Genomic DNA, 15,046 nt, shown 5'->3' on the forward strand with positions numbered 1-15,046 from the left:
TCGTACAGCCTTAAATCTGTCTGGTTTGATACTTCCAAAGACAGATGAATTCGTTCATTTCGACAGTTTTACTGCTCCATCTTACCTGCTCAAAGCGACCCAACTGATACTTGTTTTCGATCACACACTACAAAAAAACTATTATTTAAGTATTTGTTTATAAATACTATATTTTAAAAACAAGTGCTGCTCAATAATCCACCCGACAACAACACATCTGGCATAAAAACAAGGTGATTCTTTTTTCAATCACCCTGCTCTGCTTGCTGAAGATTAGAATTTATAACTGTACGTGGTCGCAACACGATATTCTTTTAAATCACTTTTCCAGTCGTAATCGGTGTCGATGTACATGGCTTGAATCCCTAGACCTTTAAATTTGCCTTCAGGTACGGTGTAATTCACAATCAAGTTCAACTCTTGTTCGTCCTGATTCGTTTTTCCGCCCGCTTTGGCATCGAAACCTGCAAAATAAATCGCATTGGCATTTAAACCTTTTAACCCCAATGCGGTAAAGTCATACCCATACGACACATTCCATGATTTTTCTTTGGCATTGGTAAAGGTCGCGACTGACCAATTCACTAAATAAGGCTGTGGTACCCATCCCGCCAAAGTTGGGAAATTATTTTCCCCAAACATTTGCTGATAACCTAAGCCTACACTGTGTGCTCCATGATTGAACTTGGCTCCCATCGACAAGGCTTGGTTGTCAATTTCACCATACAATTTATCACCTGACTCAGAGTTATCAAAATAACGCACATGGCTGGTCAGCTTAGTCTTCGTACCCAGCGTGGTGTTGTAATTGATGCCTGCATAATGCTGTTGATAAATATCTTGGACATCGGCATACCAATAACTGGCACCAATTTCAGGGTTAAACTGATGATCAATCCCTGCGATATACATGCCATCCGCAGCTTTGGCAGTATTTGGATTATTGTTCGGGAATAAACTTAAATCCTGAAATTGATTGTCATACCGCGCATTAATGCCATCAATATAGGCCAAGCTCAATTTGGTATCTTTAAGCTCTTTCGACTCTAACCATGCCCCGCTATACGTGGTCAGCAACTGACGCGATGGATCAAATACTAAAACTGGAGAAACAGGCAATAACTCACCCACTTTCAATTCTGTTTGTGACACTTTGGCTTTTAAGGTTGCACCCACTTTGCCGAAATTGCTGGCTTGTTCTTGACCATTATGTGGCAATACCCAATCGGCATTTTTATCACGGCCATTTAAACGAACAGCATGTTGCACTAACACATCCGCACCGACCTGCAATGCGCCAATTTGGGCATAACCAGATTTGGCATCTAAGGTAATGCCTTGTGACCAACTGCCCCAATTATTTTGCGGTACAGTTTCGTACTGACGGTCTAAATAGAAATTTCTGAATTTTAACTGGACTTGGCTATCGTCGATAAAGTCTGCATTCGTTGCAGTTGTACCTAATGCCGCAGTTGCGACACAGATGGCTGTCCATAAAGTTTGACGACGCATGATATTCATTCCAATGATCACATTAAACTATGACACCATCATGCGGAACTCATCGAAGAGAAAAAATCCGACCACAGTCTTAAGAAAATGTGACTTCACCCCCTATAAATACAAAGGTAGGCACCACTTTTTTTTCATTTAGATAAAATTACAATAACTCACCTTAAACACCATTTTTCAGATTGTACTGAAAGATTGAGTCTCTCTAGCCTTGCTCGTTTAAAACCTCTTTCTTTTTTGAATGGTTTTGATCATTAAGCGTTTTTTTGTTTAAGTATTCCGATGCCACTTTTTCATAGCGGCTTAGATTTATAAGAAAAAGCGCTCATATCACAGAAATTTTCTATATGTGCATAATGAAGTTAAATCGCTTTAAAACTAGAAAAGTCTAATTTATTAAATGCGATATAAAATAAAAAATCACGTTGTAATAATAACTATATTTAAAAAACTGCCTTCTTCTTAAGCTATTCACTACGGAGTCTTACTGCTTTAAATCCATTTTTCGGAGCTCATTTCGTTCTTTTGTTATGCCAAAAGAACCAAAAACATTTGTCATCAGCAAAACCTGTTCACCAGATACATTTAAATACTGCTATTGCAAAAACAGTCTATTTCAAATATCACGCAGGTTGCTGATGACATTCCCCCCGAATAATTTCTAAATGCCAAAAACAAAAAAGCGTCCCAAAGGACGCCTTTCAAATACATATTAATAAATTAAACCAAAGCAGCCTTCGCTTTAGACATGGTCAAAGCCAAATCTTCAATCATATCTTCCTGACCACCGACCGTCCCACGACGACCTAATTCCAACAAGATTTCACGTGCTGACACGCCATATTTCGCTTCCGCACGTTTCGCAAACAATAGGAACGATGAATAGACACCTGCATAACCTAAAGTTGCAGCATCACGGTCAGCACGAATTGGGTTTAACATCATTGGAATGACCAAATCTTCTGCCACATCCTGTACTTTAAACAGATCCACGCCTGTTTCTAAGCCCATACGGTTGGCGACTGCAATGAACAATTCCAATGGTGTATTCCCTGCACCCGCACCTAAACCAGCAGACGCCAAGTCCACACGAATTGCACCCGCATCAACTGCGGCTACTGTATTTGCCACACCCATACCCAAGTTATGATGCCCGTGGAAACCCAGTTCAATACTGCTGTCCAACTCTTGACGGAGCAAACCAACGCGATCTGTGACATCTTGCGGCAACATATAACCAGCAGAGTCAGTCACATAGATACAGTTCGCGCCATAAGACACCATCTTTTTCGCTTCTTCAAGCAATTGAGCAGGCGATGCCATGTGTGCCAACATCAAGAAACCAACGGTATCCATACCCAGTTGACGTGCCGCAGTAATATGCTGTTCTGAGCAATCTGCTTCGGTACAGTGGGTTGCCACACGGATGGTTGAAACGCCAATTTCGTGTGCCATTTTCAAATGATCGACCGTACCAATTCCCGGCAACAGCAATGCCGAAACTTTGGCATTTTTCATGCGCGGAACAACCGCTGACAAATACTCTTCATCAGTTGCTGCGGCAAAACCGTAGTTCACCGATGAACCACCTAAACCGTCGCCATGCGTCACTTCAATCAGCGGTACACCTGCATCGTCCAAAGCTGTTGAAATGGCAATCATTTGCTCAACAGTGGTTTGATGGCGCTGTGGATGCATACCATCACGCAAAGTCATATCATGCACAATAATCTTAGACATGGGTTGCTCCTTATACTTCAGCCGTAGCCAATAAACGTTCCGCAAACATTTCCGCAGTGCGCGCGGCTGCCGCAGTCATAATGTCCAAATTCCCTGCATACTTTGGCAAGAAATCACCCAAGCCTTCTACTTCAAGGTAAATCGACACACGGTTGCCATCAAATACGGGGCCATTCACCAGTTTATAGCCAGGTACATATTTTTGAACTTCGACAATCATGGCTTGAACAGATGCCGTAATTGCTGCTTGATCAGGTTCACCTTCAACCAAGCAATGCACCGTATCACGCATCATCAATGGTGGCTCGGCAGGGTTAATAATGATGATCGCTTTACCTTGTTTCGCACCGCCGACTTTCTCAATCGCGCCAGCCGTAGTACGGGTAAATTCATCAATGTTTTTACGCGTACCCGGACCCACAGATTTGGTCGAAACCGTAGCAATAATTTCACCATAGCTCACAGGCTGAACACGTGAAACGGCAGCCACCATCGGAATGGTCGCTTGTCCACCACAGGTCACCATGTTCACATTCGGTAGCTCACCTGCATCCAAGAGTTCTTGAAGATTTACAGGTGGCACACAGAAAGGACCAATGGCAGCAGGCGTCAGATCAATCATCTGCACACCTAATTCGTTCAACTTACGGCTATTTTCCGCATGTACATAAGCTGAGGTCGCATCAAAGGCAATTTGAATTTCATCCGCAAGCACATGTGGCAGTAGACCATCTACACCCTCAGCTGTAGTTTTTAAGCCCATACTCGCTGCGCGGGTCAGACCTTCTGAAGTTGGGTCAATCCCCACCATCCAGACAGGTTCCAAAAACTCGCTGCGCTGTAACTTATATAGCAAATCAGTTCCAATATTTCCCGGACCGATTAATGCACATTTAATCTTTTTCATGCATCTACTCTCTCAAAATTTCAATTTATTCCGCAGCAAACGCAGCGACCACTGAACCAAAGCCTTCAATCTCAACTTTGAATTCGTCACCCGGGTTTGCAACAACCATTGGGCCAAGCGCACCAGTTAAAATAATGTCTCCCGCAAGCAATGGGCGACCACGGCGTACCATTTCATCGGCAAGCCAAACTGCGGCATTTAAAGGATTGGCTAAGCAGGCTTTGCCAATGCCTTGTGAAACCACTTCATCACCGCGGGTCATGGTCATTTTGCAATGAGCCAAATCAAGCTGATCTAATTTCACTGGGCGTGAACCCAACACAAAAGCAGCAGAAGACGCATTGTCCGCCACGGTATCAATCAGTGAAATTTTCCAGTTTTCAATACGGCTATCCACCACTTCTATGGCAGGCAAGGCATAAGCTGTAGCGCTGATAATATCCGCATAGCTATGTTTTTCTTGGGTTAAATCTTTGTTAATAATCAGTGCAATTTCAGCTTCAACTTTCGGTTGAATGAGCAAACCAGCAGGAATAGCCTCACCATCGCCATAAGCCATGTCGGCAAACAACATGCCAAAATCAGGTTGATCCACGCCCAATTGAGCTTGAACCACTTTAGAGGTGAGACCAATTTTACGCCCCACTAAGCGACGTCCTTCTTTCAAGGCACGTTGGGTATTCACTTCCTGAACCGCATACGCAATATCGACGTCTGCCTGTTCCGCGCCCAGTTGTGGGCGAATGGGTGCAATCGCAGTCTGTGTAAGCTCAGCGTTACGTAAAGCCTGCGCAACGGATTCAACAACAGCAGAATTCGACATCTAGGGTTCCTTAAACTGCAAAATAGAGACAAATACCGTTTTAGCGAGCAAGGGAAATCAAGAAATAGTCAAAATAGACCTTGCAAATAACCAAAGGTGAAACCAAGGGCTTATCCCTAAGCACCACTAAAAACGAGTATGTTTTAGACCGCTTAAGCATCGGAAAATTGCAGGTTTTGCGCCAATACTTATTTTATTTTTTACAATAGTTAGAACCTATAAATCTTTTTTGTTTTATCCATCAAAATAAACAGCATAGAAAAAATCAAAGAGAAAAATGACCCAATCATTCAGAATTTAGTGGGGTATATTTTGATTACACTTTGTATCTACGACTAAAAAATAATACGCGAGAAGTCTATCTATAGAATATCTACCACAAAAAATACGCCTCTTTTCATAAGTCATACCAGTCCGTTACACCTCATGCCTCGAACAGTTGCGGATCACGCTCCACCACACCGAATAACATCATGAATTTAAAATAAAAATGCCAGTCAAGTTATTCACTGACTGGCATTACCTGCATAAAAAGCTTATCAGAGTAAAATGGTTTTACGCTGCAAATAAAGCAGGATTATTCTTTAAACTTTCACGTTGTTGTATGGCCAATACATAGCGCTCAATTGCAGGATGTGGTTTTAATAAATTCATTTTTAATTGCCACATGATCATTGCCCCTAAACTGATGTCGGCTGCCGTAAACTGTGAACCGCATAAATACGGGCTTGCTTGTTCTAAACCTTGAATCAAGGCTTGATAGGTATCTTGATAATCGCCATAGCCCAGAAACATTTTTTGCTCTGGTGCAACCTGAACTTTTAAATGTTCATTGTCGGAAGCTGCTGCAAACGGGCCTGCACCAAAGAACAACCAACGATAATATAGACCTCTTTTCGGATCATCTAGTGCAGGAGCTAACCCTTTTTCAGAGAATTTATCTGCCAAATACGCACAAATGGCATCTAACTCATAAATCACCACATCACCATCAACCAAAACTGGCACTTTACCAAAAGGGTTGAGTTTTAAAAATTCGGCTGATTTCATTTCCGCGCCATAGGCGATTTCTATGCGCTCAACTTCAATCCCCAAATCAAGAATGAGCCAATCCACCACAACGCCTCGAGATTGCTTATTTGTATATAAAGTTAAAGCCATTGTTCTATCCTCTGTGTTTATTGTTTTTTTAGAATAGAACTAAGCTGTGTCAGTTTTTGTCAGTAGTGCTTGCTGATTTTTCTGAATGTGAAAATTCTTTTTGACACCATTGTTGAAATAAATGGCGTTTAAATTGGGGATAAATTTGCTCCGTGGATATCAGCGTTTGAATTCGATCTAAACGGAAATTTCTAAAATCTTCACGTAATTCACACCATGCCGCCAACAACATTTTATCGTTAAAATATCCCAATGCAAACGGCCATAATTGCCTGTGTGAAATCTGTTTCTGCTCATCAACATAATCAATCTGAATTTTAGTTTGTAAACGAATGGCGATACGAACTTGTTCCACAATGGTTTGATCAACCTCAATCCATGAATGAATGGATTTTAGATACGTATCATTTAAAAATTCTTGTTTTCTTTGTGGCAATACGGCTTTTAATTTGCTTAATACCGAATGTGAAGCCTGCTGTAATGCTTGATCAGGAATAGATTTAGCCCATTGTAATGCCAGATACATCGCTTCAATTTCGGATTCATCCAAACTCATTGGCGGAAGGAGAAAGTTTTCTTTCAATTGAAATCCTACACCGACACTTCCCTCAATATTGACCCCTTGATCACGTAAACTTTCAATATCTCGATAAACACTTCGCACACTGATTTGTAAATGTTCAGCCAAACGTTGCGCAGTAACAGGATAACGCTGTTCACGTAGATGTTGTAATAAATGAAGTAATCGAATGGAACGACTCATAGCGTATTTTCTTGTTATTCAAAAGTAATTTTAGGCGTATATCCTTACACGCCTTGAAAAATAATCAACTTTGCTTAAGCCACATCAGAAGCATTTACTTGCAGATTTAAAAACTGATCTAAGCTCGCGACATCATCTGCAATGGTCAACGGATTAAACTGCTGCAAAATATTTTTAGTATGTACACCATAGGCGACACCGACTCTTGGCATGGCAATATTTTGCGCCATTTCCAAATCATAAGAAGTATCGCCGACCATAATCGCCTGCTCTGGGCGCAACCCTGTGAACTGTAAGATTTCCCGCAACATCAGCGGATCAGGTTTAGACTTGGTTTCGCTTGCCGCACGCGTAATCTCAAACAAATCATGACTATTGGTTTGAGCCAGCACACGATCCAAACCTTTACGGCTTTTGCCTGTCGCCACCGCAAGCTGAACCCCCTGATTTTTGAGTCCATATAACATTTCAGCAATCCCCGCAAACCAAGCATCATCGGTTGAATGGGCAACATAATGATCGCCATAACACTTCAAAAGATCCGTATGTAATTCAGGCACTGTCGGAAATAAGACTTGAGCCACTTCAGGCAAACCCAAACCAATAATACTTTTTGCCGCTTCAGGCGTTAAGGGTTGTTCAAATTGCTGCGCTGCAAACAAAAGACTGTCCACAATTTGCCCCACTGAATCAAATAATGTGCCATCCCAATCAAAGATAATCAGTTCTACAGGTTCTTGCATGCTGGGGTTCCAATATTTGCTTTTATGAAGAAAATTTACACGATGCATTTGCTACATGATGGCGACAAGGATGTCGCCGTTGAGCTGTGGTACAAGGACGTTCCATCAGCTCAACAAAAGATTTTTGTTACTTTTCATCTTTGAAAAGTAAAAATGACCAATACAGCATCATTTCCAGTTAATCACGACAAAAGAGGTCCTATTTTATTACCTCTCTCTAACCCTCTCCTAAAAGGAGAGGGAAAAGGTTTAGTCCTTCTTCTGTGCTCTTAACTGCGCCACAATATTCTGCATATCTTCAGGTAAAGGTGCTTCAATTGGTGGATAACCAGGAATATCCAAACGCATAGCGTGTAAACATAAACGGCGTGGTTTTGGTCCCTTATATTCCGTTTCATGACCATATTTATCATCGCCAACCAGCGGATGACCAATACTTAAACCATGCACACGAATTTGATGGGTACGACCCGAAAGCGGCGAAGCATACACCAAAGTCGCATGCATAAAACGCTCAGCGACATTCCACTGAGTTTTCGAATCTTTACCTTCTTTAGAGACGCGTACACGACGTTCGCCATTCGACAATTCGTAACGGTGTAAAGGCGCATCAATCAACTGCTTATCGAGGCTGACGACACCTTTGACCACAGCAGCATAAGTCTTCTTAATTTTGTGTTCACGCAGCATATCTTGCAAAGTTTTTAACACGCTACGTTTCTTAGAAATCATCACCAAACCGGATGTATCACGGTCAATACGGTGAATCAGTTCTAAATATTTTTTTCCCGTTGCAGCCCGTAAACCTTCGATCAGACCATAGGCCACGCCACTGCCGCCATGCACCGCAATCCCCGATGGTTTATTCACCACCATCAAGCCCTCATCTTCGTACACGACACGGCTCAGTAAACTTTGTGCGACTTTGTCTGAAACTGGCGCAGCCGTTTCATCTTTTTGTTCATAACGAATTGGCGCAACACGAATCTGATCGCCAATTGCCAATTTGGTTTCCGCTTTAATGCGCTTTTTATTCACGCGCACCTGACCTTCACGAATTAAACGATAAATGCGACTTTTCGGCACACCTTTGAGTCGGCTAAATAAAAAATTATCGATGCGTTGACCCGCTTGATGCTCATCCACTTCAAACCAAGTGACACTTTGCCATTCTTGCGTAGAATTCATACAGATACTGTGACCTAAAAAAATACTAAAATTGATTAAAAACTGATCATTTAGGCTATACTTTTCACTAGAAACGTTAGCTTAGCCCATAGGCAGATGATGCAAGGTTTGCTATAGTCAGCGCACGGAAACCATCGTAAGTGAATCATCATCAACGCATTTCAATTGAATTTAAGTTGAAATGTGACTGACATTTTGATTATAAACTCGAAAAGGTCCCAAAAGAATTATGCCGACGCCGAAGGCTTATTATATCGGCAAAACTGCAAACTGTTGCGTTTAATTGTACCTCAGGTACATAAATCAGTTTGCCTGAAAAAATATGTCGCCAATCTCAAGTTGGTTTTTAAACGTAAACTGATACACATCAGATTAGTCGCACCCTGAAACCACATTCAGGCTACAGCGTCTGATGCATTGGATCTGCACAATTTGTAAAGATACGACGATAATTCCGTATCAAGACACTCTTATGTAGGGATGCTCTTCGAGCAATGTGACAGTGAAAGTTACTCACATCCAATGCACCGCTCGTTCGCCAGTGAAGTGTACAGGTGTCTTTAATCGTTGAAAGATTGAAGCCGTATTGCCATCATCAATACGTGAATCAAAACTGGAGCCCACCTTAAAAAAGGCCAGTGAAAACCCTCAGACCACAATTGGTTTATTTGAGATCTGAGTTTGATCCATGATGTTTGATGCTCGCTACGTGAATAGCGATTTTTTGCTGTGTATCACTATAAGGTGTTACACCCATGAAACGTATGTTGATTAATGCAACACATGCTGAGGAAGTCCGCGTTGCACTGGTTACTGGTCAGCGTCTTTACGATTTTGATTTAGAAAATCGTACTCGTGAACAAAAAAAATCGAATATCTATAAAGGTCATGTGACTCGCGTCGAGCCTTCTCTAGAAGCCGTATTTGTAGAATATGGTGCAGGTCGCCAAGGCTTCCTGTCTATGCGCGAAATCGCAAATTCATACTACAAAGCTGACCCTCGCCAGACTTCGAATATCCGTGAACTGATTACTGAAGGTACTGAGCTTTTAGTCCAAGTGGAAAAAGAAGAACGTGGCAACAAAGGCGCGGCACTTTCTACCTTTATTTCTTTGGCAGGTCGCTATTTAGTCCTTATGCCTAATAATCCAAAAGGTGGTGGCATCAGCCGTCAAATTTCAGGTTCAGTTCGTGAAGAATTAAAAGAAATGTTGGCATCACTCAATGTCCCTCGTGGCATGAGCGTGATTGTACGTACTGCGGGTATTGGTCGTTCTCAGGAAGAGTTACAACTCGATCTACAACACCTTCTCGATCTTTGGGCACAAATCCAAAGCACTGCAAGTTCTGGTCCATCACCAATGTTGGTGCATCAAGAAGCCGGTGTGGTGACGCGTGCCATCCGTGATTACTTACGTGATGATGTGGCAGAAATCTTAATTGACTCTGAGCAAGCCTATAACGAAGCGTATAACTTCGTAAAAGCAGTCATGCCTCGTCAAATCGACAAGTTAAAAACCTATACGTTAAACGAGCCATTATTTGCTCATTTTGGTATTGAAAGCCAAATTCAAACTGCGTATGAGCGTGAAGTAAAATTACCTTCTGGTGGTTCAATCGTGATTGACCAAACAGAAGCTTTGGTTTCTATCGATATTAACTCTGCAAAATCGACTCGTGGTCATGATGTAGAAGAAACTGCACTCAATACCAACCTAGAAGCCGCAGAAGAAATTGCACGTCAATTGCGCTTACGCGATATTGGTGGTTTGGTGGTCATCGACTTCATCGATATGACCAAAGACCGCAACCAACGCATGGTGGAAGCAAAATTACGTGAAGCAACGCAAAGCGACCGTGCGCGTATTCAGTTTGGTCAATTGTCGCGCTTTGGTTTAATGGAAATGAGCCGTCAACGCTTACGTCCATCTTTAGAAGAAGCCACTGGTTATGTTTGCCCACGTTGCCACGGTACCGGTATGGTGCGTGACTTGCGCTCACTTTCACTTTCAATTATGCGTAAAGTGGAAGAAATTGCCCTACGTGAACGTCATGGTGAAGTTCAAGTTGAAGTGCCTGTAGAAATTGCTGCATTCTTATTGAATGAAAAGCGTCACAGCTTGGTTTACTTAGAGCAAACCTCGGGTGTTCGTGTAACAGTATTGCCACACCCTCACTTAGAAACGCCACATTACGAAATTTCTTATAACCCTGAAGGCTTCGCGCCAACCAGTTATGAACGTACCGAAGCAACACGTTCTAGCGAAAAAGAATTGGGTTATGAAGCTTCAAATTGGCATTTAGAAGATGCTGATCAACAACCAAGCGCTGCACCTATTGCTGACAAAAATGGCAAGAAAAAGCCACAGCAAGCTGCTCAACAAAGTACGCAAGCCCCTAGCCCTGCTGCTGCAACAACTGCGTCAAGCAGCCCATGTGCATGGTTAGAAAATCTATTTGTTCAAAAGCAAGCACACACGGTTGATCAAGCCCGTACAGCAAATAATGCTGCATCTGCAATTGAGCAAATGGTCAATGGTGGCGCAGTCAGCCGCGGTCAATTTGGTCAAGTAACAGCAACACCTGCTGCTGTTGTCGCAACACCTGTTGCAAACAACAATGTGTACTTGTCGGCTACACCTGCTCCACAAAAATCAGAGCAACGTGACTTTGCAGAAAAAAATTCTGAGAAAGAAGAAAAAACGCAACGTCACAACAAAAAGCGTAACAATAACACCAAGCAACGCGAACAACGTGAGCAACCACAAGAACAAAATCAAGTGGTTGAAGAAGTTGTACAAATGTCGCGCCAAGAGCAACGCCAAGAACAGCGTGAGCAAAAGCGTCAACGTCAGCAACAACGTCAACCACAGCAAGATCAACAGAGCGAAACGCATGCTGAACAAGCTGTTCCACGTCGTGACCGTAACAACCAGCAACGTCCGAATCGCCCAAATCGCCACCGCGACCAAAGCGTATTCAATGAGCAGCAAGCTGCGGTAGCAGCACCTGCTCCAGTCGTGGTCGATGAGCAACAAGTCAAGGTAGAAGTCATTGATGCTCCGCGTCAAGACATCATGCCGACAGCACTCGTGGTCAATGTGGATCAAGCGCAAAGTGAAATCATCGCCATCAACAAGCCTACAACCGTAAAGGCTGTGGAAGCTGTGGCTGTTCCTGCCGTGACTGAAACTCCAGAAGTGGTTGAAGCTGCTCCTGCCACTGCTGTGGCTGAAGCAAAAGTTGAAGTTCAGGCTAAAGTACCAGCACCACAAGTTGAAGTGGAAGCTCAAAAGCCTCGTTCTGACGGCAAACGTGCAAGCAATGACCCGCGTATGCATCGTCGCCAACAACGTGATGCTCAAGCTAAACGAGCGCAAGCGCCAAAGCTTAACCCATCACAAGTACCGACTTTAGCCCAATACACAGTAGGTAGCTTAATTCGCCATGTTTATGGTGAAGACTGTGCTGTGCTGATTGAGCAGTTTGGCTTAATTCCAACCTTCAACCGCGCACTACAGAAGTTTACTGCAGAATATGCAGCAAGCCTCAACACAAGTACTGTGGTTGTTGAATCGGAGAAAAAACCTGTCACACGTGATGTAGAAGTTGCGAAAGCTACTCCTGAAGCTGAACCTGCACCTGTGTTGGACTTAACACCGCCAAAACCTGAGTCAGAAAAGCGTGTTGCCAATGACCCGCGTGAGCGTCGTCGTTTAGCAAAACAGGCTGCTGAGCAAGCCCTAGCGCAAGTAAAACAAGCACACGTGGAAGAAACGCCTGTTGCTGCTGAACTCACTGCCGTAGCAGTAATTGAAAATGTTACTGAGGCGGTTGAACCTGTCGAGGCTGCTACCGAAGTTGCAGTAACTGAAGCTGTTCCTGAACCTGCTGTAGTAGTAGAAGAGGCAATGGTTGAAACTAAAACACCTGTGAAAGCTAAAGCCAAAGCAGAACCTGCACAGACTGAGCTTGCTGTAGATGTTATCGAAGATACAGCAACAGAAGAAACTGCGGCTGAAAAGGAAGAGAAAGAAAAAGCTCGTCCGCGTCGTCCACGTGGTCGCCCACCGAAAAAAATAACGCCTACAGCAGAGTAAGTATTTACCCTATTGTTGTAAAATAATTAAAACCTAGTCATTTCGATGGCTAGGTTTTTTTTGTTATTTTGAACAGATTAGGTTGATTGCACTAGAAAGAAACGATTAAAAGGACAACTGTACAGATTATCTCGTTCAACCTGTAGACAAAGACATCGTATTGGACACGAAAAATAAATAGGATTCTTATGAGCCAAACCACACAGAGCGATCTTATTGGAATTACAGACGTCGCTGCCAAAATCCCACAATTTATTGGAAAACTTCCACATCTGGTTACAGGGTTGAAACAAGCATATTTACGTACCCCAAACTCACCAGCGGGCTTAGGTATTGCCTTTGAAAAAGCCGTAAAACGTAACCCACATGGCTATGCATTATTATTTGAAGAGCAGAAATATACCTACCAACAACTCAATGATTGGGCAAACCAAATTGGACACTATTATTTGTCAATTGGCGCACAAAAAGGTGATGTCATTGCAGTGATGGTTGAAAATCGCCCAGAACTGGTTGCCAGTGTTTTAGCTTTGGCAAAAATTGGGGTCACGGCGGCTTTGGTGAACACCTCACAAGTTGGCAAAGTTTTGGCGCATAGTATCAATTTGGTCAACCCAATTGCACTCATTGTTGGAGAAGAATGCCGCGCTGCCGTAGATGAAATTCGTCAAGAGCTTAACTTGGCCGAGCAGCGTTTTCATTGGTTTGCCGACCAAGAAACACGTCAACATGCAGCTACAGCACCGGCACATTATCTAAATTTAGCCGATGAAATCATCACCTTTCCGACCTTTAACACGCCAACCACACACAGTGTAAAAGGAAAAGATGGCTTATTTTACATCTATACTTCGGGCACCACTGGCTTACCGAAAGCGGTGATTTTCACCCATAGTCGCTGGACACTTGCCTATGGCACTTATGGGCACGTGCTGGATTTAAACAGTGATGATGTCATGTACGTTACCCTGCCGCTCTACCACGCGACAGGTATTGTGGTGTGTTGGTGTGGGGTGATTGCAAGTAGTGCGACTTTGGCATTGCGACGTAAATATTCGACCTCTGCGTTTTGGAAAGATGTGCAAAAATTTAACGCATCTGCGATTGGCTATGTGGGAGAGCTATGCCGTTACTTAATGGATGCGCCTGCATCGGAGTTGGAGCACACCCATCGTGTCAAAAAAATGATTGGCAATGGAATGCGCCCGAATATCTGGGACAAATTTAAACAACGTTTTGGTGTAGAAGAAGTGCTTGAACTCTATGCATCTAGCGAAGGTAATGTTGGCTTTAGCAATGTATTTAATTTCGACAACACTGTCGGATTCTCCCCAACACCTTATGCCATCGTTCAATTCGACAAAGAAAAAAACGAACCTATTCGTGATACAAATGGTTGGTGTCAAAAAGTAAGCAAAGGCGAAGTCGGCCTGTTGATCGGTAAAATTACCCGTCGCTCCCCTTTTGATGGCTATACCGACCCTGAAAAAAACAAGTCTGTGATTATGTCCAACGTGTTTAAGAACGGTGATGCCTACTTTAATACCGGTGATTTAGTCCGTGATATTGGCTTCCGTCATGCACAGTTTGTCGACCGCCTTGGCGATACCTTCCGCTGGAAAGGCGAAAATGTCTCGACCACCGAAGTCGAGAACATGTTGTGTGAATATCCCAAAATTGCCGAAGCGGTAGTATATGGCGTGGAAATTCCACACACCAATGGACGTGCAGGTATGGCTGCTATCACCTTAGCAGAGCAAGCCCAACTGAATGAACAAGACCTGCAAGCCATGCTCAGTTGCTTCAAAAAAAGCTTACCCGCCTACGCCATCCCTGTGTTCTTACGTGTTCAAAAACAAGTGGAAACCACAGGCACTTTTAAATATCAGAAGAACAAGCTGAAAGAGCAAGCCTTCGATCCAGAAAAAACCAATGAACAAATTTTAGTCTTATTGCCCAATAGCAATGCCTATTGCGATATGAATACTGAAATTTACAGCAATATCCAACAGTACCAATATCGCTTCTAAACTGAAATTTTGGTAATTTTTTGCATAAAATCAGGCAAAGTTGTTGTATTTATAATCAAACATCAACAACTTTGCGATT

10 protein-coding genes are annotated in these 15,046 nt (G+C 42.9%); 2 read left to right on the top strand and 8 right to left on the bottom strand.

The features are described 5' to 3' along the window. Positions 1 to 273 precede the first annotated feature (273 nt). The 8 genes from M5E07_RS14185 to M5E07_RS14220 form a co-directional block, all read right to left on the bottom strand. Entirely contained in the window at positions 274 to 1,512 is a 1,239-nt protein-coding gene (locus M5E07_RS14185) for an OprD family outer membrane porin (protein ID WP_252220189.1), read from the bottom strand. 720 nt (positions 1,513 to 2,232) lie between these two features. Next, on the bottom strand, positions 2,233 to 3,252 hold the full coding sequence (gene dmpG / locus M5E07_RS14190; RefSeq protein WP_068909697.1) for a 4-hydroxy-2-oxovalerate aldolase: 1,020 nt from the start codon (positions 3,250 to 3,252) through the stop codon (positions 2,233 to 2,235). A gap of 10 nt (positions 3,253 to 3,262) precedes the next feature. Then, positions 3,263 to 4,159, bottom strand: coding sequence for an acetaldehyde dehydrogenase (acetylating) (locus M5E07_RS14195; protein ID WP_252220192.1), 897 nt, complete (start codon positions 4,157 to 4,159; stop codon positions 3,263 to 3,265). A 25-nt stretch (positions 4,160 to 4,184) separates the two neighbouring features. After that, the gene (locus tag M5E07_RS14200) at positions 4,185 to 4,982 is read right to left on the bottom strand and encodes a 2-keto-4-pentenoate hydratase (RefSeq protein WP_116758701.1); all 798 of its coding nucleotides are present in this window, start codon (positions 4,980 to 4,982) and stop codon (positions 4,185 to 4,187) included. A 555-nt stretch (positions 4,983 to 5,537) separates the two neighbouring features. Continuing rightward, entirely contained in the window at positions 5,538 to 6,143 is a 606-nt protein-coding gene (locus M5E07_RS14205) for a glutathione S-transferase family protein (protein WP_252220194.1), read from the bottom strand. A 49-nt stretch (positions 6,144 to 6,192) separates the two neighbouring features. After that, a complete protein-coding gene (locus M5E07_RS14210; protein WP_252220197.1) occupies positions 6,193 to 6,906 on the bottom strand; it encodes a helix-turn-helix transcriptional regulator in 714 nt (237 codons plus the stop codon). A gap of 74 nt (positions 6,907 to 6,980) precedes the next feature. Then, complete coding sequence (locus M5E07_RS14215) at positions 6,981 to 7,649, bottom strand: HAD-IA family hydrolase (RefSeq protein WP_252220200.1); 669 nt, start codon at positions 7,647 to 7,649, stop codon at positions 6,981 to 6,983. A gap of 249 nt (positions 7,650 to 7,898) precedes the next feature. Further along, positions 7,899 to 8,837 carry an RluA family pseudouridine synthase gene (locus M5E07_RS14220; RefSeq protein WP_116758705.1) on the bottom strand — a complete coding sequence of 313 codons (939 nt, stop codon included), beginning with the start codon at positions 8,835 to 8,837 and terminating at the stop codon, positions 7,899 to 7,901. Between the two features lie 755 nt (positions 8,838 to 9,592). Here M5E07_RS14220 and M5E07_RS14225 point away from each other — a divergent pair. After that, positions 9,593 to 12,937: an Rne/Rng family ribonuclease gene (locus M5E07_RS14225; RefSeq protein WP_252220203.1), complete on the top strand. Its 3,345-nt coding sequence runs from the start codon at positions 9,593 to 9,595 to the stop codon at positions 12,935 to 12,937. Positions 12,938 to 13,125: 188 nt separating this feature from the next. Further along, entirely contained in the window at positions 13,126 to 14,967 is a 1,842-nt protein-coding gene (locus tag M5E07_RS14230) for a long-chain-acyl-CoA synthetase (protein ID WP_252220207.1), read from the top strand. Positions 14,968 to 15,046 lie beyond the last annotated feature (79 nt).

The sequence above is a fragment of the Acinetobacter tibetensis genome, from assembly GCF_023824315.1.
Lineage (GTDB): Bacteria > Pseudomonadota > Gammaproteobacteria > Pseudomonadales > Moraxellaceae > Acinetobacter > Acinetobacter tibetensis.

Excerpts from the sequence above, each read along its gene's own strand:
- M5E07_RS14220 (WP_116758705.1), bottom strand. The coding sequence starts at position 8,837 with ATGAATTCTACGCAAGAATGGCAAAGTGTCACTTGGTTTGAAGTGGAT.
- M5E07_RS14200 (WP_116758701.1), bottom strand. The coding sequence starts at position 4,982 with ATGTCGAATTCTGCTGTTGTTGAATCCGTTGCGCAGGCTTTACGTAAC.
- dmpG (WP_068909697.1), bottom strand. The coding sequence starts at position 3,252 with ATGTCTAAGATTATTGTGCATGATATGACTTTGCGTGATGGTATGCAT.
- M5E07_RS14215 (WP_252220200.1), bottom strand. The coding sequence starts at position 7,649 with ATGCAAGAACCTGTAGAACTGATTATCTTTGATTGGGATGGCACATTA.
- M5E07_RS14185 (WP_252220189.1), bottom strand. The coding sequence starts at position 1,512 with ATGCGTCGTCAAACTTTATGGACAGCCATCTGTGTCGCAACTGCGGCA.
- M5E07_RS14210 (WP_252220197.1), bottom strand. The coding sequence starts at position 6,906 with ATGAGTCGTTCCATTCGATTACTTCATTTATTACAACATCTACGTGAA.
- M5E07_RS14230 (WP_252220207.1), top strand. The coding sequence starts at position 13,126 with ATGAGCCAAACCACACAGAGCGATCTTATTGGAATTACAGACGTCGCT.
- M5E07_RS14225 (WP_252220203.1), top strand. The coding sequence starts at position 9,593 with ATGAAACGTATGTTGATTAATGCAACACATGCTGAGGAAGTCCGCGTT.
- M5E07_RS14205 (WP_252220194.1), bottom strand. The coding sequence starts at position 6,143 with ATGGCTTTAACTTTATATACAAATAAGCAATCTCGAGGCGTTGTGGTG.
- M5E07_RS14195 (WP_252220192.1), bottom strand. The coding sequence starts at position 4,159 with ATGAAAAAGATTAAATGTGCATTAATCGGTCCGGGAAATATTGGAACT.